The sequence below is a fragment of the Amycolatopsis sp. NBC_01488 genome (assembly GCF_036227105.1).
Classification (GTDB): Bacteria; Actinomycetota; Actinomycetes; order Mycobacteriales; family Pseudonocardiaceae; genus Amycolatopsis.
On the sequence record NZ_CP109434.1, the window covers coordinates 6,546,213 to 6,572,049 of the forward strand.

Here is a 25,837-nt window from a genome sequence, read left to right on the forward strand (position 1 = left end):
GGACCTCCCCGTCTCGGGCACCGTCTTCGTCGGCGGCGCGTTCAGGGCAGCCAACCTCGCCGGGGCCGGTCCGCGTAAGGGTTGCCCTGAGGTTGCATCAGCACGATTTCGACACCGGGCGCGAACCGGTACGGGCGGGCGAGCAGCAGGCCGCCGACCAGCTTGCGCAGCCGGGACAGCTCCGCGCGGACGGTCACCAGGTGCGTGCGGTCGCCGTAGAGCGTCTCCGACAGCTGCGCAGCGGACACCCCGGCCGGCCCCGCGGTCGCGATCAGCCGCAGCAGGTCCGCCTGCCTTCTGCCCAACGGGTGCGTCCACCGCGCCGAGCCTTCGACGATCGCGCGTGGCGGGTCGAGCTCGAGGGTGAGCTTCAGGGTTTCGCGGTGGCTCGGCCGCAGCAGCCAGCCGCCGGGCACCGGCTCGGGCTCGCACGCCCCGACGCCGCGGACCGCGACCGGGACGCCGTGCCGGGGCGCGGCGACGCGGTCGATCCCGAAGACGCCGCTCTGGGCGGCGACCCAGCCGTGCTCGTCGACGACGAGCCCGGGGCGGCCGCCGAGTGCGTGCCCCGACAGCCGCCGGAGTGCTTCGAGCCGGGCCTCGTGCCGCTCGCGCAGGACGGCCTCGGCGAGCCGCACCGACGTCCCGACCAGGGCGACGGTCATCGGGTGGACGGTCTCGGCCGGCCCGCTGACGTCGACGATCCCGAGCAGCTCGCCGGTCCGCGGGTCGTGCACGGGGTAGGCGGTGCAGGCCCACGAGTGGTGCGAGCGCACGAAGTGCTCGGCGGCGAACATCTGCACGGGCGCGGCCTCGGCCAGCGCCGTCCCGATCGCGTTGCTGCCGATGGCGGGCTCCGACCAGGTGGCGCCCTCGGTGAAGCCGAGCGAGTCCGCGCGGTGCCGCACCCGGCGCGCGCCTTCGCGCCAGAGGACGACGCCGTCGGCGTCGGTGACGACCATCAGGTGGTGCGCGTCCTCCGCGACGGACGTCAGCGCGCCGCGGAGTTCGGGGAGGACTTCACGCAGCCGGCTGCCGGTCCGCCGCCGTTCGACCTCGGCGGGACCGACGGGATCGGGCGCGGGCGGCCGGTCGGGATCGACCCCCTGCGCGGCAACCCGCCGCCACGACCGTTCGACGAGCCGGCGCGGCGCGGTCCGCGGCGGCCGCCCGGCGAGGACGGCGTCGTGGATGCCCGCGAGCAGCCGAGCGTGCCCGGCGACGTCGATGCCGGGCCGGACCGCGCAGACTTCGTCGTCCACCGCCACCTCCAGGGCCGGCCTTCACGGTAACCCGGGGAAGCGGAGGCGGGGCAACCTTCACGCAACCCCGGGAGGACCACACCAGACGACACGCGTACCCGCCAACTCGGCTGGACGACTCGCGTCCCTGGGCGGACGGCTCTCGAACTCGCACTGGCCGACTCTGCAGCTACGCAAGCCGACCCTGCGGGTACGGAACTCGACCGGGGCTAGCCGGTGAGGCGGGCGGCCGAGCCGGGGAGTTCGCGGTTCGCCTCGTCCAGGCCCGTCGCCACCGTCCGGCACGCCCGGCAGCCCGCGACGTGGTCGGCGACGACGCTCGCCCGGCGCGGAGACAGCGCGCCCCGGACCCACGCGCCCATCCGGCGGCGCGGTTCGCGGCAGACCGGCTCCGCGGCGTCGGGTACCTGGACCTGCAGGTACGCCTGGCGCAATCCCTCGCGCGCCCGCATCGCCAGCGCCGACACGCTGTTCGGCGTCAAGCCCAGCAGCGGCGCCGCTTCCGTCGGCGAGTCGCCTTCGGCCTCGGTGCGCCAGAGGACCGTCCGCCAGCGGCCCGGCAGCGTGCAGTACGCCGACCACACGAGCTTCTCGTTCGACCGGTGCAGGGCCAGCTCCTCGGCGCCGCTCGACGTCGTCTCGGGGACCGTTTCGCACAGCTCGACCCGGCTGCGCTGCCGGCCCCACCGCGACACGAGGTTCCGCAGCGTCACGACGAGGTACGGCCGCAGGTCGCCGTCCGGGCCGCCGCCCGCGCGCACGACCGCCAGCACCCTGGCGAACGTCTCGGCCACCAGGTCGTCGCGCTCGGCGGGCTGCTTCGCCCACGCCGCCGCGGTCCGGCGCAGCGGCTCGGCGTGCCGGCGGAACAGGGCGCCGCCGGCGTCGAGGTCACCCGCGCGGAGGGCGGCGAGCAGCACGGCGTCCGGCGGCTCCTCGTCGGCGTTCCTCATCGGCACTCTCCGTGGCCAGGTGGTACCGCAAGTAAGTGGTACGGCAGTGTATGTCATACCACTACAATCCGGCCGATGACGCCGACGGACACCCCGCGCCCGCCCGACGGCCGGGCCGCCCGGTGGGCCGGCCAGCGCGACCGCCGCCGCCGCGAGTTCGTCGAGGCGGGCCTGCGCGCGATCGCCCGGCACGGGCCCGACGTGTCCACCGAGCAGATCGCCGACGAAGCCGGCGTCGCCCGCACGCGCCTCTACCGGCACTTCGACGGCGCCGCCGACCTGCAGCACGCGATCGCCGGCCGGGTCGCGGAGCTGATCACCGCGGAGTTCGCGCCACTGTGGAACCCGAGCGGCACGCCGATGGAGCTGATCCGCACGGCGATCGGCGCGCACACCCGCTGGCTGGCCGAGCACGGCTCGCTCTACCGCTACCTGACCCGGCACGCGGTGGACGGCGCCCCGGACGTCTTCGCCGACGGCAAGACCGCCATCGCGCGGCAGCTGACCGTGGTGTTCGAGCACTACCTCCGACTGTTCGGAGTGGACACTCGCGTCTGCGAAGCGGTCGCCTTCGGGCTCGTCGGCCTGGTGGAGTCGAGCACCTCGCGCTGGCTGGAGAACCCGCGCGGCGTCGCCCGCGCCGAGCTGGCCGCGCTGCTGGCCCGCTGGGTCTGGGGGATCGTCGACGACACCCTGCGCGCCGGCGGCTTCGAGCTGGACCCGCACACCGAGCTGGCGGCCCTCGCGTGAACCGTCCACAGTGGCGAAGGCGCACCGGGATTCCCGCGCAGGTGTCAGACCGCGAACACCTGTGAGTCGTCGGCGAAGGCCTTGAACTCCAGGGCGTTCCCGGCCGGGTCGAGCAGGAACATCGTCCACTGCTCACCCGCCTGGCCCTCGAAGCGGACGTAGGGCTCGATCACGAACTCCGTCCCCGCCGCCCGCAGCCGCTCGGCGAGCGCCTTGAACGCCTCGACCTCGAGGATCAGGCCGAAGTGCGGCACCGGGACGTCGTGGCCGTCGACGGGGTTGTGGACGCGCTGGCGCCGTTCCGGCGCCAGGTGCGTCACGAACTGGTGGCCGTGCAGGTTCCAGTCGACCCACGTGTCGGCGCTGCGGCCCTGGTCGAGGCCGAGGACGTCACCGTAGAAGCGGCGGGCGGCGGCCAGGTCGTCGACCGGCATGGCGAGGTGGAAGCGGGGCATCGTCATGTCTTGATGTTAACATTGCGACATGAGTGCTCGAGTGGCTCCCGCGCGCCGCCGCGGTCTCGCGGACGAGGTCGCCGACCGCCTCCGGGACGCGATCTTCGACGGGGCGTACGCGCCCGGCAGCTCGCTGCGCGAAGTGGAGCTGGCGGAGGTGCTCGGCGTGAGCCGCGGGCCGGTGCGGGAGGCGCTGCTCAAGCTGGAACGCGAGGGCCTCGTCCGCGGGGAGTGGCACCGGGGCACGACCGTGACGTCACTGTCCGAAGTGGACATCGCCGAGCTGGACAGCCTGCGCGCGGCCCTCGAACGGCTCGCCGTCGAGCTGGTGATCGACCGCGCGGCCGACTTGACCGAGGTCGACGCGGTCGTGACGCGCATGGAGCGGGCGGCGGGCGAGCACGAGATGGTCCGCTGCGACCTCGACTTCCACGACGCGGTCTACCGGGCCGCGGGGCACCGGCGTCTCGCGGAGGCCTGGCGGGCGATCCGCTCGCAGGTCCACCTGTTCCTGCTGACCCGCATCGGCGTCGAGACCGACGGCTACCTGACCGGCATCCCCGCCGAACACCGGCAGCTCGCCGGCGCATTGCGGGCGGGCGACCGCGAAGCGGCCCTTGAGCTGTTCGCGACGCACCGGCGGCACGCGTTCGACGTCCTCACGCGGCGGCCCTGACCACGACGGCAGGGGAAAGCTGCCGGTGTTGACGGCAGCGACCGCCCGGGCGGATGGTGGACCGATGGCGACACGCATGGGCGCGCGGTTCACCGGTGACCTGGCCGAGCTGCGGTACGAACCGGTGGCCAAGCGGGTGCGGGCGGTCGCGAGTGGACGGACGTTCGCCGACTCGCGGCGGGCGGTGCTGGTCTGGGAACCGAAGCGCGTGGTGCCGTCGTACGCGTTTCCCGTGGCGGAGCTGCGCGCGATGCTGACCCCGTCGGACAGCGTGTCGGCGCCGGAGCACGCGGTGCGGCTCGCCGAGGGTGGCCCGCCGGTCCTCGACCCGCGGACCGCGTTCGCCGTGCACACCTGCCCGGGCCGGCCGCTGACCCTGGCCGGGGCCGGCGTGACCCTTCCGGGTGCCGGCTTCCAGCCCGCCGACGCCGACCTCGGCGAGCACGTCATCCTCGACTTCGCCGCCTTCGACGAGTGGCTCGAGGAGGCCGAGCCGATCGTCGGCCACCCGCGGGACCCGTTCTCGCGCATCGACATCCGGCGCAGCGACAGCCGGGTCCGGATCGAGGTCGACGGCGTCGTGGTGGCCGACTCGGGCGCGCCGCGCCTGCTGTTCGAAACCGGCATCACGGCTCGCTACTACCTGCCGCGCGAGGACGTCCGGATGGAGCTGCTCACGCCGTCGGACACGCGCACCACCTGTGCCTACAAGGGCCACGCGACCTACTGGTCGGTGGGCGCGCACCGCGACCTCGCGTGGACCTACGAGGAGCCGCTGTCCGACGCGCGGGAGGTCGCCGGGTACATCGCCTTCCTGACCGAGCGCGTCGACGTCGTCCTGGACGGCGAGCGGCTGCCGCGGCCGGTCACGCCGTGGTCCTAGCGGGCCCGGCCGAGTTCGGTGGTGGTGAACGCCCGCCCGCCCAGGTGGGCCGAAACCGAGGTGTCGGGCGGCATCGAGGCCGCGAACCGCTCGGAGTCGTCGACCGGGTGGTAGCCCAGCCGTTCGCCCTCCCGCAGGGAACACCGGCCCCGGGTGTTGGCCGACACGCCCCAGACGATCCGGAAACCGGGCGACCCGGCGGTCAGGCACGCCTCGAACAGCCGGCCCGCGTCGCCGGGGGACAGCCACAGGCCCAGCGCGTGGCGGTCGACCGGCCGGGCGAAGCACGACCCGATCCGCACGCAGATCACGTCCGTCCCGAACCGGGAGTGGCAGAGGCTGCCCAGTGCCTCGGTCATCACTTTGCTGACCCCGTAGAACGTGTCCGGCCGCGGCGGGCAGTCCGCGGGCGCCTCCCGACCGGCGGGCCGGAACCCGGCAGCGTGCACGCTCGACGCCAGGATCACCCGGGGGACGCCGGCGGCCCGGGCGGCGTCCAGGACCGTGCGCGTGCCGCCGACGTTGACGGTCATCAGCCGGTCCCAGGTGTCCTCACCGGCGATACCGGCGAGGTGGATCACCGCGTCCATCCCTTGGCACGCTTCGATCATCGCGGCGGCGTCGGTCACCGAGCCGGTCACCCACTCGCCCGCGATCTCGTCGGACCGCGTGAGATCCAGCAGACGCAGGTCCCCGGCCGGGCGCAGGCGCGGGACGACGATGCGGCCCACGCGCCCGGCCGCGCCGGTCACCAGTACCCGCCGCACCCGGGCCTCCTCAGGAGCGGACCGGGAGCACGACCGCCGACGCGTGCGCCGGGTCGTGGTGGACCTCCTGGTCCGCGGCCCGGAGGGCGGTCGCGGTGGCGTGCGGCTCGCCGGTGCCGGGATTGCGGGCGTAGCGCGGGAACGCGCCGCTCGACACCTGGACGCGGATGCGGTGCCCGCGCCGGAACCGGTGCGCCGTCGGCCACAGCCGGACCGTGACGGCGGCCAGCTCGTCCGCCGCGGTGAGGCTGGTGAGGCCGTCGCAGACGTTGTGCGAACGGCCGTCCGGGCCGACGTCGCAGAGCCGGACGAAGACGTCGGCGAAGGGCAGGCTGCTGCGGAACCAGATCTCGGCGCTGACCTCGCCGACGACTTCGACGTCGTCGTCGAGCGCGGCCGTGGTGTAGGCGAGGACGTCGGCGCGGGCTTCCAGGGCCGTGTTGTCGACCCGCCCGGCGTCCGGGGCCATCCGCACGCCGCCGGCCGCGGGCGTCGGGTCGGCCGGGTCGTAGCGGTAGCGGTCGGGGGCCGACTCGGCCGGCGCGGCCGCGGCCAGCGCGCTGCCGGGCTGGAGGTGGAACCGGTGCGGCGCATAGCCTTCCGGCGGCCAGGACGCGAAGTCGCGCCAGGCTTCCTCGCCCATGACGAACAGCCGGACCGGCGCGCGGTCCGGCGGTTCTTCGCCGTGGGCGTGCGCGAGCCCGAATTCGAGGGCTTCCCGGATCATGAGGCCCGTGCCGGCGAGCAGGTCGGGCCGGCCGGCGTGGGTCCACGGCCCGACCGTGAGCCGGGGCCGTCGTCCGGCGTCCTGCAGCGTGCGGAAGTCGCGCAGCTGGCCGGGCAGGAAGATGTCGTACCAGCCGCCGATCGAGCTCACCGGGACGGTGACGTCCGCGACGCGCGGCCGGTGGTCGACGGCCGCCCACCGCGGGTGGGTCTCGGGGTGGGCCAGGACGTCCTGGATGTAGTCCGAGCGGTGGCCGATCGCGACGACGTCCGCCTGGGCGAGCGGGAGCGTGGTGAGCGCGCGTTCCAGCTTCTTCGCCTGGCCGCGTCGCCGCAGCAGCGCGAACCGCCGTTCCTGGACGGCGACCTGGACGCCCCAGCCGAACGGCGTTTCGAGCGAAAGCCCGTCCTCCCGCAGGAACTCCAGCGTCAGGCCGGACTCGGTGACCTGCGGGATCATCGCCTTGACCTGCGGTGGCAGGCGATCGGCGACCGCCCACTGGACGTAGCCGAGGTAGCTCGGGCCGAGGAGCACCATGGCGTCGCCGAACCACGGCTGCCGCACGACCCAGTCCAGCGTCGCCAGGCCGTCTTCGCGCTCCTGCCGCAGCGGGTCGAAGCCGCCGCCGGAGCCGAAGCCGCCGCGGGTGCTCTGGATCAGCACCTGGAAGCCGCGTTCGGCCAGCGGCCGGGCGAGCAGCGCCCCGAGCGCGCTCTTCCGGCCGTACGGACTGCGGACCAGCGCGGTGGGCAGGCCGTCCCCGCCCGCGCGGGGCGCCCACCGGTCGGCGAGCAGCTCGGCGTCGTCGGGCATCGGGACCCGCAGGTCGCGCTGGACGGCCAGCTTCCGCGTCGCCGGGGCGGGCAGCGTCAGCAAGCGTTCGAGGACACGGCTGATCACCGGCCGGCCTCCTTCGTGATGGTCGCGGTGACGACCGACCGGATCCGCATGAGCCGGTCGGTGAAGCCGTCGGGGTCGAGCGGGTCCGGCCCGTCGACGACCCAGGCGTTGACGACCGCGCCGGCCCCGCCGGTCAGGAACGTGGCCAGGTCTTCGATCTCCGGCGCGCCGAGCCGGTCGCCGAGCGCGTGGCCGAGGTGGCGCCGGTTGAGGGGCAGGAACACGCTGGTCAGCGCCTCGGTGAAGGCGTACGCGGACGCCCCGGTCAGCAGTGCGCGGTAGAAGCGACGGCGCGCGGCGAAGTGCCCGGCCAGTGCCAGGAGCGCCGCCCGTTCGTCCTCGGGGAGCTCGCCGAGCAGCTCGCGCCGGACCAGGTCCTGCGCGGCTGCCAGGAGGAGCGAGTCGCGGTCGCCGAACTGCTGGTAGAGCACCTGGCGGCTGACGTCCGCCGCCTCGGCGATCTCGGAGACGGCGACGGCCGTCGAGTCCCGTGCGGACACGAGGTCGACGGCGGCCGCCATCAGCGCGGCGCGCGACCGGCGCACCCGCCGGTCCTTGACGGGGGCTTCGGTCAACCAGTCGGCTCGCATGCCTCCGATAATGGACAGTTGTCAAGAAAATGGCAAGTGTTCGGGAACGGCCTCCGGAAGTCCGAACAGCGGGAAGAGCGCCGGGTCGAGGAACGTGTGCAGGGCGGTGATCCGGCCGGCCGCGGTCGTCAGGGCGTGGATCGCGAAGGCGTGGTGACCTCGCGCGCCGCGCCGGTACTGCGCCAGCCCCGCACCGCCGTTGACGTCCACGGGCACGAGGAGCGCGCCCTCGCACGCGGCGCGCCGCGAGTGGAACCAGGCCGCGATCGCCGCGGTCCCGCGCAGGGTGATGTCGTACGGCGGCATCGACAGCGTCGCTTCCGAGTGCAGCAACGCGACGAGGGCGTCGATGTCGAATCGCTCGAACGCGTCGAGGTAGCGGGCGAGCAGGGCCCGGTCGTCGCCGGACAGCGGCGCCGGATCCGGCGCAGGCAGCGCCGCGCGGGCGCGCTTGAGCACCGCGTTGACGGCGTCCTCCGTCGTGCCGAGGAGCTTCGCGACCTCCTTCGCCCGCCACCGCAGCACGTCCCGCAGCAGCAGGACCGCGCGCTGGCGCGGCGAAAGCACCTGCAGGGCGGCGACGAACGCGAGCCGGACCGATTCGCGCTCCACCGCGACGAGCGCGGGGTCGAGGACCCAGCGGTCCGGGACCGGCTCGACCCAGGTCTCGCGGGGGAGCGCCGGCCCCAGCTCGTCCGTGACGGCGGTGGGCAGCACCCGGCGTCGCGCGTCCTTCAGCGCGTCGAGGCAGACGTGCGTGGCGATGGTGAACAGCCACGTCCGGAGCGCGGCCCGGCCGTCGAACCGGTCGAGCCCGCGCCAGGCGCGGACCAGGGTCTCCTGCACCGCGTCGTCGGCGTCGAAGGCCGACCCGAGCATCCGGTAGCAGTACCCGGCCAGCTCCCGGCGCAGCGGGCCGAGCTGCTCCTCGAACGCGGCCCGGTCCGGCATGGTCGTCAGCATGTCAGGCCGGCTGCCAGCCGGAGGCCCACCGGTGTGACGGCGGTACCTCGCCGCGGAACACCGCCGCGTTCCGGCGCGCGAACTCGGCGAAGGTCGTCGGCCGCACGCCGAACTTCTCATGCGTGCCGAGGTCCACTCGGGACTCTTCGGCACCTGCGCGCCGCTCGGCGAACAGCTCGTCCATCGCGTCGGCGAAGAACGCGGGGATTCCGGCGGCGAGCAGGCGCTCGCGCTGGGCGGCCGGGTCGGCGTCGACGTAGCGGACCGGCCGCCCGACAGCATCGGCGAGCCGCGCGGCGACCTCGGTCATCGTCAGCGCTTCGGGCCCGGTCAGCTCGTACCGCCCGCCGTCCTCGCCCTCGCCGCGCAGGAGCGCGACCGCGACGCGCGCGATGTCGCCGACGTCGACGGGCGCCAGCTTCGCCTCACCCATCGGCAGGCTCAGGACGCCGTCGCGGATCGACGGCACCTCGCGGAAGTACACCGGCATGAACTGGCTCGGCCGCAGCACCGACCACGCGAGCCCGGAGCCGGCGAGGTACCGCTCGACGTCCGCGTGCATCCGCGCGAACCGGAACCCCGAATCGCTCCGGCACCCCCGGCCGGACAGCTTCACGACGTGACCGACCCCGGCGCGCTTCGCGGCGTCGATGAACGTCTGCTGCGTCTCGACCAGCCGCCGGTCGGCCGAGGAGATCAGCAGGGCCCGGTCGACGCCGTCGAGCGCGGGTTCCGGCGCGAGCAGGTCTCCGGTCACCACCTCGACGCCGTCCGGGAAGCCTGCCGCCTTCGCGCGGTCCCGGACCAGTGCGCGCACCGGCAGTCCCTCGGCCACGCACGCGCGGATCACGGCGGATCCGGTCAGCCCGGTCGCCCCTGTCACCAAGATCATGTGCTTTCCTCTCGTGTCGCGTACTTGGACTCCGGGGCCGCGCGAAACTGGTCGTGCGAGCATGAGCCATGTCTTCGACGATGCGGGCCTTCGTGCTCACCGGGCCGCGGCAAGGAGCCGTGCACGAGGTTCCGGCCCCGGTCGCGGGCCCCGGTGAAGTCGTCGTCGACGTCGAACGGGCCGGGGTCTGCGGCACCGACGTCGAGTTCTTCACCGGCGAGATGGCCTACCTGCACCAGGGCCACTCCGCCTACCCGATGCGGCTGGGGCACGAGTGGGCCGGCACGGTCTCGGCCGTCGGGGCGGGCGTCGACGCCGCTTGGCTCGGGCGGCGGGTCATGGGCGACACGATGCTCGGCGACCGGACGTGCCGCCGCTGCCGCCGGGGTCACCAGCACACGTGCGAGAACCGCCAGGAAGTCGGTATCCGCGGCGGACGGCCCGGCGCGCTGGCCGAGCGGCTCGCCGTCCCCGCGTGGTCGCTGCACGCTCTGCCCGACGAGGTCGACGCGGTGCTCGGCGCGCTCGTTGAGCCGGGCGGCAACGCGTTGCGCGCGGCGCGGGCCACCGGCGCGGGCGACCGGGTTCTCGTGTCGGGCCCGGGCACGATCGGGCTGCTGACGGGAATGTTCCTGCGGGCCGGGGGCGCGGAGGTGCACGTCATGGGCGTGGACGACGGCGCTTTCGCGCGCAGTCTCGGCTTCGAGCACGTCTGGACCCGACGCTCGCTGCCGGACTTGCCGTTCGACGCGGTGGTGGACGCGACGGGCGCCGCGGACCTGCCCGCGCTGGCGGTGGACCTGGTCGAACCGGCCGGCCGGGTCGTCTACATCGGACTGTCCGGCCGGCCGAGCCGGCTCGACACCCGCGCACTGGTGCTGAAGGACGTCACGGCGGTCGGCGTCCTGTCGGCGTCCCCGGGGCTGGCCGACACGATCGCGGCGTACGCCGCCGGAGCCGTCGACCCGCGCCCCCTGGTCGCGGCGACGGTCGGGCTCGGCGAGGTGGGCGCGGTGCTGGCGGGGGAGTACCGGCCGGGCCCGGGTCCGAAGATCCACATCGACCCACGCCGCTAGCCCGGCGGCTGCCTCGGCACCCGAGGGTCCATCGGCCCCGGCACCTCTAGCGCGGCGCAGCCAGCGTCGTCGGGCGGCTTCGGCCGCGCAGGGTGACGTCCTCGGTCGCCTTCCAGAGTGCCGCTTCCTCCTCCGCCGCCGATTCGACCGCCGTCCACGACGCCAGCAAACGGCCTGGAGCGTTCTTCGCCAGTTCCGTCAGCCGGGCCGCTTCGTTGACCGGATCGCCGATCACCGTGTACTCGAAGCGGCGCGGGTCGCCGACGTTGCCCGCCACCGCGTCGCCGGTCGCCACGCCGATGCCCGCCGGGCCGTCCGGGACCTCGAGCGCCAACCGCCGCGCGATCGCCCGGCCGGCCGCCAGTGCGCACGTCGCGTGGTCGCCGAGCGGGGCCGGTGCCCCGAAGACCGCCAACGCCGCGTCGCCGACGAACTTGTTGACCAGGCCGTGGTGCCGGTCGACCTCGTCGACCACCACCGCGAAGAACCGGTTCAGCAGGCCGACGACCTCCTCGGGCGGGCGGCTCGCGGCCAGCGCCGTCGAGCCGACCAGGTCCACGAACAGCACCGACACCGTGCGCACCGACCCGCCGAGCCCCGCCGACGTGCGCATCGCCTCGACCGCCACCTCGTGGCCGACGTGCCTGCCGAACAGGTCGCGCAGCCGCTCCCGCTCGGCCAGCCCGGCCGCCATGTCGTTGAACCCGGCCTGCAGCAGGCCCAGCTCGGTGCCGTCGTAGACCGGGATGGCCACGTCGAACTCGCCCGCCCGGACCCGGCCCAGCGCGTCGCGCACCGACGAGATCGGGTTCACCACCGCACGGGCGGTGAACACCGTGACCAGCAGGCCGAAGCACAGCACGACCAGGCCGAGCGCGATCACCGACACCGCGAGCTTCGTCGTCGAGACGTCGCCGCGGACCCAGGCCAGCACCGCCGTGACGACCAGCCCGGCCACCGGCACCCCGGTGCCCAGACACCAGAACAGCAGCATCCGCAGGTTGACGCCGCCGCTGAGCGGGCGCGGCGGCGCCGTCCCGTCGAGGGCTCGCGCCGCGTACGGCCGCAGGGCGAACTCGCCGAAGAGGTACGCGATCGCGCACACCACGACGCTCGCGAACGCGACGACGAGGAACACCGTCAACGCGACCGCGGGCTGCCTGAGCACGGCCAGTGCAGCGAACACGACCGTCGCGACGCCCCACAGGACGGCCTGCATGAGCGTGAGACGCAGGGGGACGCGCAGGCTCGCGACGCGCTCGGCGTCGGTCGGCCGGCGTCCTTCGGCGGCCCAGTGCAGCGTCCGCAGCGCCCCGCGGGTGCCCCACAGCGTGCCGACGACGACCGCCGACACGACGTAGGCCGGCACCGCGATCGCCATCGTCCGCAGCAGGCCGCCGGACATGCCCGGGGCCGGCATGAGCAGCGCCGCGAGCCCGACGACCACCAGCGCGCCGATGACGTTCGTGGCGATCAGGGTGGCGGTCAGCAGGCGCTGGACGCGCCGGCGCAATACCGTGACGTCCTGGTCGAGGGGGCCGAGCAGCCCGGAGCCGAACGGCCCGGTCCGGGTGGGGGTGTCGCGGGGTGAGGGCACCGGTTCCTGCCGTTCGACGCAGTTGAGTGAACGAATGTACACCGAAGCGCCGACGCCTCGCGAGCCGGTTCACGCCGACGAGTGGCTCCAGTCGGGACGGGTGACGAGCGCCGCGCCCAGCAGGTCCGCCGACCCCAAGGTCGATGGCCGCCGGGCCCGGCGCGTTCACGACGATGGTCCACCGCCTCCTCGGCGTCCCGCCCGGCGAGTTCCACGGCCACCGGGCCGACGGGTGTGCACTGGACCTAGTATGTGTTACGGTTGGTAACAGTGAACTCCGGTAACACCTGACGAGGAGGTCGGCGATGACCAGCATCAGCGAACGCGAAGCGGGGACTGCAGCGTCTTCGGACCGCGAGACGACCGCGCGCCGGCTGCTGGACTCGTCGGAGCAGCTGTCCTACGACCCCGTCGAGGAGGTCGACTGGGAGACGCCGCTGGACACGGACTACCACGGCGCGAGCCCCGAGTGGAGCTCGCTCTACGGCACGTCCTACTGGGCCGAGATGACGCCGGAGCAGCAGCGCGAGCTGACCCGCCAGGAGGCGGCCTCGGTGGCCAGCACCGGCATCTGGTTCGAGATGATCCTGCAGCAGATGATCCTGCGGGACTTCTACGCCAAGGACCCGACCGACCCCGCGTTCCAGTGGGCGCTGACCGAGATCGCCGACGAATGCCGGCACTCGATCATGTTCGCCCGCGGCGCCGCGAAACTGCGCGCGCCCGCCTACCGCCCGCGGCGGTTCGTCGTCGAGGCCGGCCGGATCTTCAAGGCGACCGCGACCGGCGAAGCGGCCTACGCGGCGATCCTCGTGGCCGAAGAGGTCCTCGACGTGATGCAGCGCGACTGGATGCGTGACGAGCGCGTCGTCCCGTTCGTGCGGGCCATCAACAACATCCACGTCGTCGAAGAGTCGCGGCACATGAAGTTCGCGCGCGAGGAGACCCGCCGTCGGCTCGAGGGCGCCGGCTGGGTGCGGCGGCAGGTCAACGCGCTGGTCGTCGCGATCGCGTCCTACGTCATCGTCGGCAGCATGGTCAACGGCAAGGTCTACGAAAACGCCGGGCTCGACGGGAAGCGCGGACGGCGTGAGGCGAAGGCCAACGAGCACCACAAGTCGATGCTGCGCTCGAGCTGCTCCGGGCTGATGGAGTTCCTGCATTCCGCGGGGCTGCTCACCAAGCCGTCGCTGTGGTTCTACAAGCGCGCGAACCTGATCTGAAGTCATGGCGTTCGCGATCACCCAGACCTGCTGCGCCGACGCGTCCTGCGTGTCGGTGTGCCCGGTCAACTGCATCCACCCGACGCCGGACGAGCCGGACTTCGGGACGACCGAGATGCTCTACGTCGACCCGGCGGCCTGCATCGACTGCGGTGCCTGCGCCGACGCCTGCCCGGTCGACGCGATCTTCCCGGCCGGCGACCTGACCGGGCCGCTGCGGGCCTACGAGGAGATCAACGCGGAGTACTACGCGGGCCGGGACGTCCTCGCCGAGGCCACCGCCGCGCCGAACTTCCACCGCTGGTCCCCGCCTTCGTTCGCGCGGGTCTTGCCGAGCGACTTCGCGCCGCTGGACGTCGCGGTCGTCGGCACCGGCCCGGCGGGCATGTACGCCGTCGAAGACCTGTTGCTGCACACCAACTCCCGGGTCACCCTGATCGACCGGCTCCCGGCGGCCGGCGGCCTGATCCGCTACGGCGTCGCGCCCGACCACCCGTCGACGAAGAAGATCGGCGAGAAGTTCGCGCGCTTCCACGACCACCCCCGGCTGCGGCTGCGGCTCGGTACCGAAGCCGGTCCCGAGCTGGCCGAGCGACACGACGCGGTGATCTACGCGGTCGGCGCCACGCAGGCCCGCCGCCTCGGCGTCCCTGGGGAGGACCTGCCCGGCAGCCTGCCCGCGGCCACGGTGGTGAACTGGTACAACGGCCACCCCGGCGTGCGGCCGGCCGCCGTCGACCTCTCGGCCGAGCGGGTGGTCGTCGTGGGCACCGGCAACGTCGCCCTCGACATCGCCCGGATCCTGACCGCCGCCCCGGAGTCCCTGGCGGCCACGTCCCTGGCTCCGGCGGCGTTGACCCGGCTGCGGGCGAGCAAGGTGCGCGAGGTCGTGCTGCTGGCCCGGCGCGGTCCCGACGACGCCGCGTACACGCGGTCGGAGCTGCTGGCGCTGGCGGCCCGCGGTGAACTCGTGGTGGACGCGCACGACCCGCGGATCGCCGCGGCGATCGACGCCGGCGACGGCAAGGCCGCGTGGCTGAGGGGCCTGCCGCGCGAGCCGGTGGACTGGTCCGCGCCGCCCCCGGACGGGCGGCGGGTCGTGCTCCGGTTCCACTCCGCCCCGGTCGCCTTCACCGGCGACACCGAGGTTCGCGGCGTCGCCGCCTCCGGTCCGGCGGGCGAGATCGAGATCCTCGCGGGCCGGGTCGTGCGGGCCGCCGGGTTCCGCGGCGCGCCCGTGGCCGGGCTGCCGTTCGACGAGGAGACCGGGACGGTCCCGAACGTCTCGGGCCGGGTCGCGCCCGGGACCTACGTGGCCGGCTGGATCAAGCGCGGCCCGTCGGGCGGCATCGGCGCGAACAAGGCGTGCGCCCGCGAGACGGTCGGCGCACTGCTGGAGGACGCGGTCGCCGGCCGGCTGCGGACCCGGCGGCGCGGGCTGCTCCGCCGCTGAACCGGTCCGCTCATGGCCGGTGGCTGGTGTGCGTGAACTCCACAGTGGACAGCATCGAGGTGTCCGTGTGCCTCGTCCGCTTCCGGCCGAAGGCCAGCACGCGGGCCGGTTCGACCGCGAACACGAAGGCGTCGTGGCCGCCCTGCCGGAAGCCGTCCTCGGTCGCTTCGTAGCGCCAGCTGCCGTCCCACTTGGCCAGCCACGCCTCGCCGAGGCGGTCCAGCTTCGCCTTTCCGGTGACGCGCCGGGCAACGCCTTCGACCATCACGTCCAGGGCGTCGTCCCACGAGCCGCGGCCCGTGGTGAGCACGACGTTCGGGTTCGCGGTCAGGTTGAGGTACTTCTGCTCGGTCTCGCCGGTGCCGAAGTGCAGGGCGCCGTCGAGCCAGATCGCGACCAGCGGCGTCACGTGCGGCCGTCCGTCGGCGCGCACCGTCGTGAGCCAGCTGATCTGCGCGGATTCGAGGGCTTGCACCGTCTCGGCCCAGCCGGTGGCCTCGGTGCCGGGGTCGCTGAACCGTTCGTCGAGCCGGGTTTCCATCGTCACTCCGTTCGTCGGTCGCGGACGGCGGCCGCGTAGGCGGCGTCGAGGCGCTCGGCGACGGTCGGGCCGTCCGGCGCCTTCCCGCGACGGGTGCCGAGGTGGGTTTCGCGCAGTTCGTCCATGAAGGCCTCCCACAGCGGGGGACCGCCGGCGGTCAGCACGGCGGCGCGAGCGGCGTACTCGTCGGCGACGGGCAGGTGCCGCACGCCCCAGGCGCTGAGCTGCACGAGCACCGGGACGAGGTCGATCGCCCGCTCGGTCAGGCTGTAGGTGACCTTCTGCTTGTGCGACGCATCGCCGGCCCGCGTGAGCAGCCCGTGGTCGACGAGCACGGCCAGCCGGTCGGCCAGCACGTTCGACGAGATCCGCTCTTCGCCGCCGAGCAGCTCACGGAAGTGCCGGGCCCCGCCGAAGACGACGTCACGCAGCACGAGCAGGGTCCACCGGTCGCCGAAGATCTCGAGCGACAGGGTGATCGGACACCTCGACCGCGCGTCCCGCACTGCTCCCACCTCACAACTGGTTGCATTACGAGAGCAGTATTACCCGCGAACGACCGGGGGTAAACCGACGTTCTCCGGGGTCGCGTACCCGGCCCAGTCGACCCGTTCGACAGTGTCCACGGTGGTCATGACCGCTCCTCGAGGACGTGGTCGACGATCCGCGCGTGCGTGGCGAACCAGACGCCGTCGTGGCCCGAGATGTGGTCGAGGAGCTCGGCCAGGATCGCGATCCGCGAGCGGTGGCCGATGATGTGCGGGTGCATCGTGAGCTGGAAGATGCCGCCGTCGGCGTAGGCGGCGTCGAACTCGTCGCGCCAGATCGACAGCACGCCGCGCGGCGGGGTGTAGGGCCGCAGGGAGGCGAACCGGTCCATCATGAAGTACGGCGCGTCGTCGCGGATCCACTCCACCGGCAGCTCGACGACGCCGGTGGGCTCGCCGTTCTCGAGCAGCTCGTAGCAGTCGTCGTCGGCCATCAGCGACGAGTCGTACTGCAGGCCCAGCTCACGCGTGATGGCGAGCGTGTGCGCGGAGAAGTCCCAGGACGGCGTCCGGATGCCGACGGGCCGGGTGCCCGCCAAGCGTTCGAGGACGTCGGCGGCGCGGAAGGCGAGGTCGCGCTCCTCGGTCCCGGTGAGCGCGGTGTTGCGTTCGTGGATCCAGCCGTGCAGCGCCACTTCGTGCCCGGCGTCCACATAGGACTGGACTTCGCCGTCGTGCAGCAGCGCCGACACGGCGGGCACGAAGAAGGACGCCGGCGCGTTGTGCTGCCGGAGGAGGTTCAGGATGCGCGGGACGCCGACCCGGGCGCCGTACTCGCCCTGCGCCATCTTGCCGGGCAGGACGTCGCCGTCGCGCAGGGCGGGCGTCTCGTGGTCGGAGTCGAACGACAGCGCCACGGCGACCTTCGCGCCGCCGGGCCACGAGGCCGGGCGCAGCGCGCGCCCGGCGCGCACGTGCTCGACGTGTCCTCGCCACGTCTTTTCGTCCCACTGCCACGGCTGTTCGGTCACGCGTCCTCCAAGCCGGCGGCGCGCGTCGGTGGTCTTGCCTTCACTCTGCACAGGACGCATCCTCGAGGCAGGAAAAACGGCAAGTCAAGGCGTGGTGCGGGAAAGCCGCACATCGGTGGATCAGGTGATCGCAAGCACCGGGGTCGCCGCGGCGAAGGCGTCCGCCGTCGCGAGGTCGAACTCCCGGTGGTCGGAGCCCAGGCCCTGCGCGACCAGCCCCGCCGCCGCGCAGCCGAGCACCGCGGCCGCCCGCAGCGGACGACCCAGGCCCACGCTCCGCAGGAACCCGGCCGAGAACGCGTCGCCGCAGCCGGTCGTGTCCACCACCGGGACGTCGAACGCGGGCACCGCGACCGTCGCATCCGCCGTCACCACCAACGCCCCGCGGGCGCCCCGGGTCACCGCCACGCAGCCGGCACCGTGCCCGAGCAGCGCCCGAGCGCCGTCCTCCAGCGAAGCCGCGCCCGTCAGGCCCAGCACCTGCTCCTCGTTCGGCAGCAGGTAGTCCACAGAGGACAGAGCGGGGGCGATCCACGCCAGCACCCCCGGATCGCCCGGCGCCAGGAGATCGGCCGAGGTCACGACGCCGGCCGCCCGGGCCGGCGCCAGGATCGAAGCGGCCGCGGCGCCACCCATCAGCTCCGGCCCGCCCAGGTGCAGGTGGGTCGCGCGGGCGATCTCGAGGGCGGGAGCGTCCGAAGGTCCGTAGCCCAGGTTCGCGCCCGGCACGTGGAACGCGGGCCGGCTCCCGTCGGCGCGGATCGGCAGCACCGACGCCGCCGTCTGCACGCCCGGCCGCCGCAGCACCAGCGACGTGTCGACGCCGTGCCGGGTCAGCATCGACAGCAGCAGGTCACCGATGGGGTCGTCGCCGACCGCGCCGGCCGAGCGGACCGCGGCGCCGAGCTTGGCCAGCGTCACCGCCGTGCCCGCCGCCGTCCCCGCCGGGCCGAACCGGATCTGCTCCACCAGTGCCGCGCCCTGGCCGTCCGGGATCGCCTCGACCGGCCGGACCTGCACGTCGAACACGTGCGCGCCCAGCGTGACGACGGTCTGCGTCATCGGCCGTCGATCCGCCGGGGCCGGCCGTAGCCGCGCTGCGCGGCGGCGGTCACGACGGCTTCCTGCTGCACGTCGTCCAGCGCCCGTGGTGCGCCGAGCGCCGCCGCCCGGACGTACAGGCCGCACGCCCACTCGAGCAGCAGCGCGTTGTCCATCGCCGCCTCGAGCGTGGGGCCGTGGACGATCGCGCCGTGGTTGGCCAGCAGTGCCGCCGCCCGGCCGTCGAGCGCCGCGAGGGTGCCCGCCGCCAGCTCCGCCGACCCGAACACGGCGAAGGGCGCGACGCGGACCGAGCCGCCCAGCGCGAGCTGCTGGTAGTGCACGCAGGGCAGCTCGTCGAGCACCAGCGACACGGCCGTGGCCTGCGGGGAGTGCGTGTGGACCACCGCGCCCGCGTCGTAGCGCCGGTAGATCCCCAGGTGCAGCTCCAGTTCCGAGGTCGGCGCCAGCTCGCCGGCGACGACCGTGCCGTCGAGGTCGACGACCGTCACGTCGTCCGGGGTGGCCGCGCCCAGCACGACGCCCGTCGCCGTCACCGCGACGTGCTCACCGGCCCGGACGCTCACGTTGCCCGCGGTGCCGATCAGCAGGCCTTCGCCGGCGAGGCCATTACCGGCGCGAGCCACCGCCCGCCGCGCGTCGTCGAGTACGGAACTTCCCACTGCCATGGCCCGAGGCTAGGATAAATACGAAACAAAGTCACGTTCAGGTTCGGAGGCGCATGCTGCGGCGGGTACCGCGTCAGGCCCGGGCCCGGGAGAAGCTGGCCCGGGTGCTCGAGGCCGCCGACCGGCTGCTCGCCGAGGAGGGCGTCGAGGCACTGACGACGACCCGGGTCGCCGCCGCGGCGGGCGTCTCCGTCGGGACGCTCTACCAGTACCTGCCGGACCGCGACGCCATCACCGAAGCACTGGCCGACGGCTACCTCGCCCGCCTGGAGGACCTCATGGCGTCCTTCACCGACCAGGCGACCCAGGAGACCTGGGCCGATCCCGTCGGCCTGCTCGTCGACGCGTTCGCCGCGCTCTACCGCGCCGAACCCGGGTTCCGTGCCCTCTGGCTGGGGCGCGGGCTCACCGAAGCGGCGCGGGAAGCCGATGGCGCCCACAAGCGCGTGATGGCCACCGGCGTGCACCGCGTCCTCGTGGCACAGGGCCTGCTTCGCGACGACGACGAGGCCGCGACGGCGTGCCGCACCGCGTTCCTCGCCGCCGACGCCGTCATCCAGGAGGCGTTCCGCGCCGATCCCGAAGGTGCCGCGGGACTCCTCGTCCAGCTGAAGGCGATGCTGCGGGCCTACCTGGAGCGGCTCGTCTAGGCTCCCGGCATGCCCGACACGCAGTACGAAGACCTCCTCCGCCACGTCCTCGACACGGGAGCCCGCAAGGCGGACCGCACCGGCACGGGCACGCGGTCGATCTTCGGGCACCAGCTCCGCTATCGCCTGGCCGACGGCTTCCCGCTGGTCACGACCAAGAAGGTCCACTTCCGCTCGGTCGCCTACGAACTCCTGTGGTTCCTCCGCGGCGACGGCAACGTCGAGTGGCTCCAGGAGCACGGCGTCACGATCTGGGACGAGTGGGCCGCGCCGGACGGCGACCTCGGCCCGGTCTACGGCGTCCAGTGGCGGTCGTGGCCGACTCCGGACGGCGGGCACGTCGACCAGATCGCCGAGGTGCTGCGGACGCTGCGCGAGAACCCGGACTCGCGGCGGATCATCGTCTCGGCGTGGAACGTCGCCGACATCCCGCGCATGGCGCTGCCGCCGTGCCACGCGTTCTTCCAGTTCTACGTCGCCGACGGCGAGCTGTCGTGCCAGCTGTACCAGCGCAGCGCCGACCTGTTCCTCGGCGTGCCGTTCAACATCGCGAGCTACGCGCTGCTGACGCACATGATCGCCGAGCAGGTGGGGCTCGGGGTCGGCGACTTCGTGTGGACCGGCGGCGACTGCCACATCTACGACAACCACGAAGAGCAGGTCCGCACGCAACTCGCCCGCGACGCCCGGCCGTTCCCGACGCTGAGCCTGAAGGAGGCGGACAGCCTCTTCGACTACACCTACGACGACATCGCGCTCGACGGCTACGACCCGCACCCCGGCATCAAGGCGCCGGTGGCGGTGTGATCGGGCTGGTCTGGGCGCAGTCGGCGAACGGCGTCATCGGCCGCGACGGCACGCTGCCGTGGCACCTGCCGGAGGACCTGAAGCACTTCCGGTCGCTGACCGGGGGCGCGACCGTCCTCATGGGACGCCGGACGTGGGAGTCACTGCCGCCGCGCTTCCGCCCGCTGCCGGGCCGGCGCAACGTCGTGCTGTCGGCCACGCCGCAGGAGGGCGTGGAGACGTTCCCGGACCTGGCACCGGCGCTGGACGCGGTGTCCGGCGACGGCTGGGTGATCGGGGGCGCGGCCGTCTACCGGGCGGCGCTGCCGTTCGCGGACCGGATCGTCGTGACGGAGATCCGCGAGAGCTTCGAAGGGGACACGCGGGCGCCGGACGTCGGCCGCGCGCCGGATGCGACGGGGGAGTGGCTGGAGTCGTCGACCGGGCTGCACTACCGGTTCTTGGTATGGGGCTGATCGTGGTCCTCGGGGCGCTCGGCCTCGTGCGACCGGCCACCCCGGCGAGCGGCGCCGCGCACCCGGCCCGAGAATGATCTCCGTGACCACGCCCGCGCGCAGTTCCGAGCACCTGGCCGCCGTGCTGCGGGAACGGGTCTACGGCGGCATCACCTGCCTCAGCACCCTGCTCGTGCTCGCCGGGCGGCTGGAGGAGCCGCTCGACCCGTGGGGCGCCGTGCTCGACCTGGTGATCGCCACCGGCGGGATCTGGGCCGCGAGCCTGTTCGCCGAGTACGTCTCGCACCTCGCCCTCCACGACGCCGACGGCGAGCGCGCCGACGTCCGGCTGCTGCTGCGCGCGAGCGGCCAGATCCTCGAAGCGGCCGTGCTGCCCGGTGTCCTGCTCGTGGCCGGGGCGCTCGACGTGATCGGGTTCCGGACCGCGGTCCGGGCGAGCGTCTGGCTGCTCGTCGCCGAAATGGGCCTGTTCGCGCTCCTCGCCGTGCGCCGCACCCGGCTGCCGTGGTGGAAGCAGCTGCTCCTGGTCGCCGTGCTCGTTGCGCTCGGGCTGGTCGTCATCGGCCTGAAGACCGCCCACTGAGCGACCTTCCGCCATCCGCCGGTTGACGCGGAAACCGCCGGAGGTCAACAATTCACCGGTAAGCCGGAATGTTAACGCTAACACCGCGACGACGAAGTCGGAGCCACGCCATGAAGCTGCGCCACGCGCTGTCCGCGCTCCTGCTGCTCGCCGGGATGCTCCTGGGGACTGGCACCGCGAACGCCGCGGAATCACCGGTTCCGCCACCCGTCATGGGCTGGGCGTCGTGGAACTCCTTCGCCGCGAAGATCGACTACGACGTCATCAAAGCGCAGGCCGACGCGCTGGTGTCGGCCGGGCTCAAGGACGTCGGCTACCGCTACGTCAACATCGACGAAGGCTGGTGGCAGGGCACGCGTAACTCCGCGGGCGACATCGTCGTCGACGAGACCGAGTGGCCCGGCGGGATGCGGGCGATCGCGGACTACCTGCACGGCAAGGGGTTGAAGGCCGGGATCTACACCGACGCCGGACGGGACGGCTGCGGCTACTACTTCCCGACCGGCCGCCCCGCGGCGCCCGGCTCCGGCAGTGAAGGCCACTACCTGCAGGACATGCTGCAGTTCCAGCGCTGGGGCTTCGACTTCGTCAAGGTCGACTGGTGCGGCGGCGACGCCGAGGGCCTCGACCCGGCGAGCACGTACCGGGCGATCAGCGACGCCAACCGCGCCGCGACCGCACAGACCGGCCGCACGCTCACCCTGTCCATCTGCGACTGGGGCAAGAAGAACCCGTGGAACTGGGGCGCCGGCACGGCCCCGATGTGGCGCACCAGCACGGACATCATCTACTACGGCCAGACCGCGACCCTCCCGCAGGTGCTCACCAACTTCGACCAAGCGCAGCACCCCGTGTCGCAGCACACCGGGTACGTCAACGATCCCGACATGCTCACCGTCGGCCTGCCGGGGCTGACCGCCGCGCAGGGCCGGACCGAACTGGGCATGTGGGCGGTCTCCGGCGCGCCGCTGCTCGCAGGCAACGACCTCACGACGATGAGCGCGGAAACGGCGTCGATCCTGAAGAACCGGGAAGTCATCGCCGTCGACCAGGACCCGCGCGGCTTGCAGGGGGTGAAGGTCGCCGAGGACGCCGCCGGTCTCCAGGTGTACGGCAAAGTCCTGAGCGGCACCGGAAAACGCGCGGTGCTGCTGCTCAACCGGACGTCGTCGGCCGCGACGATGACCGCGCGCTGGGCCGACCTCGGGCTGACCCCGGCCGCGGCGAAGGTCCGGAACCTCTGGGCGGCCGGTGACCAGGGCAGCTACGCCACCGGATACAGCGTGAGCGTCCCGGCGAACGACTCGGTGCTGCTGACCGTCCAGGGCACCGACGCCGCGGCCACGCACGGCACGTCGATCACCGCGGCCGCAACCGGTCTGGCCGTCGCGACCTTCACCTACAGCGCGACCACCACGCGAACCCCGACCCTCGCCGTGAACGGTCAGCAGCCGACCGTCCTCGCCTTCCCCGCGACCGGCGGAGCGGCCAAGACCGTCTCCGCGGTGGTTTCCCTGGGCAAGGGCACGAACACCCTGACGCTTTCGGGTACGCCACCACAGCTCACCGACGTCGCGGTCCTGCCCCTGCCGGGAAGCGGCGGCGTCCAGGTAGTCGGCACGCAGTCGAGCCGGTGCCTCGACGTCGACGACAACAGCATCGCCAACGGCGTCCAGGCCCAGCTGTGGGACTGCGCGGCGGGCCCCAACCAGACGTGGACGCCGACGCGCGGCCAGCTCGTCGTCAACGGCACCAAATGCCTGGACGCCTACGACAACGGGACCACCAACGGGACCGCGGTGGTCATCTGGGACTGCAACGGCCAGCGCAACCAGCAGTGGACCCTGAACGCCGACGGCACCATCACGAACGCGCTCTCCGGGCTCTGCCTGGACGCGAGCGGCGCCGGCACGGCCAACGCCACGAAGATCATCCTCTGGGCCTGCGGCGGCGGGGCCAACCAGCAGTGGACCCGGCGGTGACCCACGCGGTCGAGTCGCGGATCACCAGCCGCCACGGCCGCGTGTGCCTGCCGGGGGAGGGCTCGCCGTTGATCGCCGCCGGCGGCAGGTCGGCGGCGGTCCGCCCGAGCGCTTCCGGCTCCACGTCGACGGCCGGGCCTGGGCCCGGCCGCCGCTGACGATGATGCCCTCGACGCGCGCGAGAGCAGCGTGCGCGGGGACGGAAATCTGCCGGATTTGCCCGCGCCGTCGAGGAGTTACCGGCTGTTCACCATCGCGGGAGCCGACTTCCGCAGGGCCGTGGTCGTGGTGATTCACCAATACCGGCCACGGGTTGACAAACCCGGTTCGCGCGCCGCGGAGAGCTCTTCGGCGAGGATGAGGTTCACGTGCACCGCGGCGTGTCCCAGGACGCGGCGCGTGGCGGCGAGCGCGGTCAGGGTCACCAGGACGCCGGTCCCGGCGAGCAGGCCACCGACGGTGTCCCCGGGGATCACCGCGGCGACGGAGCCGGCCAGGAGGACGGGCGGCCACCAGCGGGCGGGGAGGGCGTGCCGCGGCCGCCGGACCCCGGCTCGCGTGCGCTGCCGATGCAGGGCCATTTCGCCTCCGATCCGCCGTCGGGTGGTCCTGCATCACGACTGACCGGGTCATCCGGGTTACCGGGTCTTCGCGTTCCGTACCCGAACGCCCGAAATCTCCGTCGAACGGCTCAATCGTGCCTGCTGTGGGTTGTCCGCGGCTGTGTGCACATCACCACATCGGGGCTCGAAGTCTGTTCGATCAAGTGTTAGCCCGAGGTGCTTAGGATGGTGGGAGGAGGTGGACATGACGTCGGAGGAGCTGATCGTCGAGTTCGCCCTGACGCGCCTGGACCATCCCGACCTGGACCTCGAGGACCTGGCCGCGCTGGTCGTCCGCCGGGGCGGCCCGGAGCGGGTGCTGGAGTTCGCGTCGGAGAACCTGGCGGAGCGAGGGGAGCTGCGAGCAGCCCAGTTCCCGGCGGCGGTCGAGCACGTGCTGCGGGTGGTCCTCACGCTGCGCGGCCCTTCGGACTGACGCCGCGGAGCAGGGGAGCAGGGCCGCGCTGAGGGGCATGCCCTTCGCGAGGACCGTGGCGCCGACGAAGTGCGCAGCTCACTCGCCACGCAGCGCAAGCTGCCCAACGGACGCGCGGCCCGGGCCTCACCACGCCGCGCGGGCGAGTCCGCTTGATCGATCGGCACGGCAGACCGACCTCGCCGCCCGCTAAGCCTCGCCGGCCGCGCGGCGCAGTCCGCGCCGGTCGAACACCAGCTCCCGGGCCGTCCCCAGGGCGGTCGCGATCGCGCCCGCCAGCACCGCGTCCTCACCCAGCTGCCCCGCGACGATCTCCGGGACGACCGGCACCGTCGCCGCCAGTGCGTTCCGCATCGGTGCCGCCAGCAGGTCCGTGTTCCCGCCGATCCCGCCGCCGAGCACGATCAGCCGCGGGTCCAGCACCGCCGTCACCGCCGCGACCACGTACGCCAGCTTCTCCGCTTCCTCCGCGACCACTTGCAACGCCCGGGAATCCCCGGCTCGCGCCAGGCGGAACACGTCCTTCGCCGACCGCGCGGTCAGTCCCCGCGCACGGGCCGCCTCGACCACCGCCTGGCCCGCCGCCGCCGTCTCCACCGGGCCCGGGCGGCGGGCGCCGGCCGCCGCCGGGAGGGGGCCGAACGGGAGGTCCGCGATCTCGCCCGCCGCGCCGTGGGCGCCGCGGAACAGCCTGCCGTCCACCAGCAGGCCCATGCCGATGCCCGTGCCGACCGTCAGGCACACCAGGACGTCGACGCCCAGCGCCGCCCCGAGCGCGCGCTCGCCCACCGCGCACAGGTTCGCGTCGTTCTCCACCACGACGTCCGAGCCCGCGCCCGCCAGCGCGGCGACGAGCTCGTGCAGCAGCCCGCGCCGCTCCCAGCCCGGCAGGTTCGGCGCGCGGTGGACCGTCCCGGTCGCCGGGTCGGGGACGCCCGGGGTGCCGACCACCGTCGAGACGACGTCGTGCGGGGCGAGCCCGGCCGAGGCCACCGCGTGTTCGACGGATTCGCTTACGGTGCGCACCAAAGCGCTCGCGGAGCGGCACCGGTTGGGCTCGTCGAGCCGCGCGACGATGCTGCCTTCCAGGTCGGCCACGGCGATCCGGATCGCCCGGCGTCCGATGTCGACGCCGACGACGTGCCCCGCGTCCGGCGCCGCCTGGTAGACGACCGCCGCGCGCCCCGGACCGGCCAGGCTCCGCCCGGTGGTCCGGACCAGACCGTGCTGCTCGAGATCGAGAAGCGCCTGTCCCACCGTGGGTTTCGACAGTCCCGTGGCGGCCGCGATCTGCGGTCGCGTCGCCTCGCCCTGCCCGCGCAGCCGCTCCAGGACGAGACGCTGGTTCAGCGCCCGCATGCTCGC

Annotated in this window: 28 protein-coding genes; 12 read left to right on the forward strand and 16 right to left on the reverse strand. The window is 73.6% G+C overall.

Going from position 1 to position 25,837, the window contains the following annotated elements:
- Window positions 1-41 precede the first annotated feature (41 nt).
- Window positions 42-1,262 carry a GAF domain-containing protein gene (locus OG738_RS31090; protein WP_329046261.1) on the reverse strand — a complete coding sequence of 407 codons (1,221 nt, stop codon included), beginning with the start codon at window positions 1,260-1,262 and terminating at the stop codon, window positions 42-44.
- 209 nt (window positions 1,263-1,471) lie between these two features.
- Window positions 1,472-2,215 (reverse strand): sigma-70 family RNA polymerase sigma factor, encoded by a 744-nt coding sequence (locus OG738_RS31095; RefSeq protein ID WP_329046263.1) that lies wholly within the window; start codon window positions 2,213-2,215, stop codon window positions 1,472-1,474.
- A gap of 75 nt (window positions 2,216-2,290) precedes the next feature.
- On the opposite strand from OG738_RS31095, the gene OG738_RS31100 reads away from it, so the two are divergent.
- Complete coding sequence (locus OG738_RS31100; RefSeq protein ID WP_329046264.1) at window positions 2,291-2,965, forward strand: TetR/AcrR family transcriptional regulator; 675 nt, start codon at window positions 2,291-2,293, stop codon at window positions 2,963-2,965.
- Window positions 2,966-3,009: 44 nt separating this feature from the next.
- Here the strand turns inward: OG738_RS31100 and OG738_RS31105 are convergent, their stop codons facing one another.
- Window positions 3,010-3,426 carry a VOC family protein gene (locus tag OG738_RS31105; protein WP_329046265.1) on the reverse strand — a complete coding sequence of 139 codons (417 nt, stop codon included), beginning with the start codon at window positions 3,424-3,426 and terminating at the stop codon, window positions 3,010-3,012.
- A 22-nt stretch (window positions 3,427-3,448) separates the two neighbouring features.
- On the opposite strand from OG738_RS31105, the gene OG738_RS31110 reads away from it, so the two are divergent.
- Entirely contained in the window at window positions 3,449-4,096 is a 648-nt protein-coding gene (locus OG738_RS31110; RefSeq protein WP_329046266.1) for a GntR family transcriptional regulator, read from the forward strand.
- Window positions 4,097-4,160: 64 nt separating this feature from the next.
- Entirely contained in the window at window positions 4,161-4,979 is an 819-nt protein-coding gene (locus tag OG738_RS31115; RefSeq protein ID WP_329046267.1) for a DUF427 domain-containing protein, read from the forward strand.
- Here the strand turns inward: OG738_RS31115 and OG738_RS31120 are convergent.
- The 5 genes from OG738_RS31120 to OG738_RS31140 are packed head-to-tail and all read right to left on the reverse strand — an operon-like array spanning window position 4,976 to window position 9,818.
- Window positions 4,976-5,746 (reverse strand): NAD-dependent epimerase/dehydratase family protein, encoded by a 771-nt coding sequence (locus tag OG738_RS31120; RefSeq protein ID WP_329046269.1) that lies wholly within the window; start codon window positions 5,744-5,746, stop codon window positions 4,976-4,978. The genes OG738_RS31115 and OG738_RS31120 overlap by 4 nt on opposite strands.
- A 10-nt stretch (window positions 5,747-5,756) precedes the next feature.
- Window positions 5,757-7,373 (reverse strand): CocE/NonD family hydrolase, encoded by a 1,617-nt coding sequence (locus OG738_RS31125; RefSeq protein ID WP_329046270.1) that lies wholly within the window; start codon window positions 7,371-7,373, stop codon window positions 5,757-5,759.
- The gene (locus tag OG738_RS31130; RefSeq protein ID WP_329046271.1) at window positions 7,370-7,963 is read right to left on the reverse strand and encodes a TetR/AcrR family transcriptional regulator; all 594 of its coding nucleotides are present in this window, start codon (window positions 7,961-7,963) and stop codon (window positions 7,370-7,372) included. The genes OG738_RS31125 and OG738_RS31130 overlap by 4 nt, the downstream gene beginning before the upstream one ends.
- 21 nt (window positions 7,964-7,984) lie before the next feature.
- Window positions 7,985-8,926, reverse strand: a complete 942-nt coding sequence (locus OG738_RS31135; protein ID WP_329046273.1) for an RNA polymerase subunit sigma-70 — start codon at window positions 8,924-8,926, stop codon at window positions 7,985-7,987.
- 1 nt (window position 8,927) lies between these two features.
- Window positions 8,928-9,818, reverse strand: a complete 891-nt coding sequence (locus OG738_RS31140; RefSeq protein ID WP_329046275.1) for an SDR family oxidoreductase — start codon at window positions 9,816-9,818, stop codon at window positions 8,928-8,930.
- Window positions 9,819-9,886: 68 nt separating this feature from the next.
- Here OG738_RS31140 and OG738_RS31145 point away from each other — a divergent pair, with 68 nt between their 5' ends.
- Window positions 9,887-10,894: a zinc-dependent alcohol dehydrogenase gene (locus OG738_RS31145; protein WP_329046276.1), complete on the forward strand. Its 1,008-nt coding sequence runs from the start codon at window positions 9,887-9,889 to the stop codon at window positions 10,892-10,894.
- Window positions 10,895-10,940: 46 nt separating this feature from the next.
- Here OG738_RS31145 and OG738_RS31150 read toward each other — a convergent pair whose 3' ends face one another.
- Window positions 10,941-12,491, reverse strand: a complete 1,551-nt coding sequence (locus tag OG738_RS31150) for an adenylate/guanylate cyclase domain-containing protein (RefSeq protein ID WP_329046278.1) — start codon at window positions 12,489-12,491, stop codon at window positions 10,941-10,943.
- Between the two features lie 305 nt (window positions 12,492-12,796).
- Between OG738_RS31150 and OG738_RS31155 the strand changes: the two genes are divergently transcribed.
- Entirely contained in the window at window positions 12,797-13,714 is a 918-nt protein-coding gene (locus OG738_RS31155; protein ID WP_329046279.1) for an AurF N-oxygenase family protein, read from the forward strand.
- A gap of 4 nt (window positions 13,715-13,718) precedes the next feature.
- A complete protein-coding gene (locus tag OG738_RS31160; RefSeq protein WP_329046281.1) occupies window positions 13,719-15,167 on the forward strand; it encodes an FAD-dependent oxidoreductase in 1,449 nt (482 codons plus the stop codon).
- A gap of 10 nt (window positions 15,168-15,177) precedes the next feature.
- On the opposite strand, the gene OG738_RS31165 is transcribed toward OG738_RS31160, so the two are convergent.
- From OG738_RS31165 to OG738_RS31185, 5 genes are all read right to left on the reverse strand, one after another.
- Window positions 15,178-15,708, reverse strand: a complete 531-nt coding sequence (locus tag OG738_RS31165) for a pyridoxamine 5'-phosphate oxidase family protein (protein ID WP_329046282.1) — start codon at window positions 15,706-15,708, stop codon at window positions 15,178-15,180.
- 2 nt (window positions 15,709-15,710) lie between these two features.
- On the reverse strand, window positions 15,711-16,214 hold the full coding sequence (locus OG738_RS31170; RefSeq protein ID WP_329046284.1) for a winged helix-turn-helix transcriptional regulator: 504 nt from the start codon (window positions 16,212-16,214) through the stop codon (window positions 15,711-15,713).
- Window positions 16,215-16,339: 125 nt separating this feature from the next.
- A complete protein-coding gene (locus OG738_RS31175; protein ID WP_329046285.1) occupies window positions 16,340-17,227 on the reverse strand; it encodes a polysaccharide deacetylase family protein in 888 nt (295 codons plus the stop codon).
- A gap of 120 nt (window positions 17,228-17,347) precedes the next feature.
- On the reverse strand, window positions 17,348-18,289 hold the full coding sequence (locus tag OG738_RS31180; RefSeq protein WP_329046287.1) for a carbohydrate kinase family protein: 942 nt from the start codon (window positions 18,287-18,289) through the stop codon (window positions 17,348-17,350).
- Window positions 18,286-18,957, reverse strand: a complete 672-nt coding sequence (locus OG738_RS31185; protein WP_329046289.1) for a class II aldolase/adducin family protein — start codon at window positions 18,955-18,957, stop codon at window positions 18,286-18,288. Before OG738_RS31185 ends, OG738_RS31180 begins: the two co-directional genes overlap by 4 nt.
- A 53-nt stretch (window positions 18,958-19,010) precedes the next feature.
- Here OG738_RS31185 and OG738_RS31190 point away from each other — a divergent pair, with 53 nt between their 5' ends.
- From OG738_RS31190 to OG738_RS31210, 5 genes are all read left to right on the forward strand, one after another.
- On the forward strand, window positions 19,011-19,607 hold the full coding sequence (locus tag OG738_RS31190) for a TetR/AcrR family transcriptional regulator (protein WP_329046290.1): 597 nt from the start codon (window positions 19,011-19,013) through the stop codon (window positions 19,605-19,607).
- Window positions 19,608-19,616: 9 nt separating this feature from the next.
- Entirely contained in the window at window positions 19,617-20,414 is a 798-nt protein-coding gene (locus OG738_RS31195) for a thymidylate synthase (RefSeq protein WP_329046291.1), read from the forward strand.
- Window positions 20,411-20,869, forward strand: a complete 459-nt coding sequence (locus OG738_RS31200) for a dihydrofolate reductase (protein WP_329046292.1) — start codon at window positions 20,411-20,413, stop codon at window positions 20,867-20,869. The genes OG738_RS31195 and OG738_RS31200 overlap by 4 nt, the downstream gene beginning before the upstream one ends.
- Before the next feature lie 82 nt (window positions 20,870-20,951).
- Window positions 20,952-21,452, forward strand: coding sequence for a hypothetical protein (locus OG738_RS31205; protein WP_329046295.1), 501 nt, complete (start codon window positions 20,952-20,954; stop codon window positions 21,450-21,452).
- 110 nt (window positions 21,453-21,562) lie between these two features.
- A complete protein-coding gene (locus tag OG738_RS31210) occupies window positions 21,563-23,434 on the forward strand; it encodes a ricin-type beta-trefoil lectin domain protein (protein ID WP_329046296.1) in 1,872 nt (623 codons plus the stop codon).
- A 293-nt stretch (window positions 23,435-23,727) separates the two neighbouring features.
- Here the strand turns inward: OG738_RS31210 and OG738_RS31215 are convergent, their stop codons facing one another.
- Window positions 23,728-24,015, reverse strand: coding sequence for a hypothetical protein (locus OG738_RS31215; protein ID WP_329046297.1), 288 nt, complete (start codon window positions 24,013-24,015; stop codon window positions 23,728-23,730).
- Window positions 24,016-24,241: 226 nt separating this feature from the next.
- Between OG738_RS31215 and OG738_RS31220 the strand changes: the two genes are divergently transcribed.
- On the forward strand, window positions 24,242-24,472 hold the full coding sequence (locus OG738_RS31220) for a hypothetical protein (RefSeq protein ID WP_329046299.1): 231 nt from the start codon (window positions 24,242-24,244) through the stop codon (window positions 24,470-24,472).
- Window positions 24,473-24,661: 189 nt separating this feature from the next.
- Here the strand turns inward: OG738_RS31220 and OG738_RS31225 are convergent, their stop codons facing one another.
- Window positions 24,662-25,831: an ROK family transcriptional regulator gene (locus OG738_RS31225; protein ID WP_329046300.1), complete on the reverse strand. Its 1,170-nt coding sequence runs from the start codon at window positions 25,829-25,831 to the stop codon at window positions 24,662-24,664.
- Window positions 25,832-25,837 lie beyond the last annotated feature (6 nt).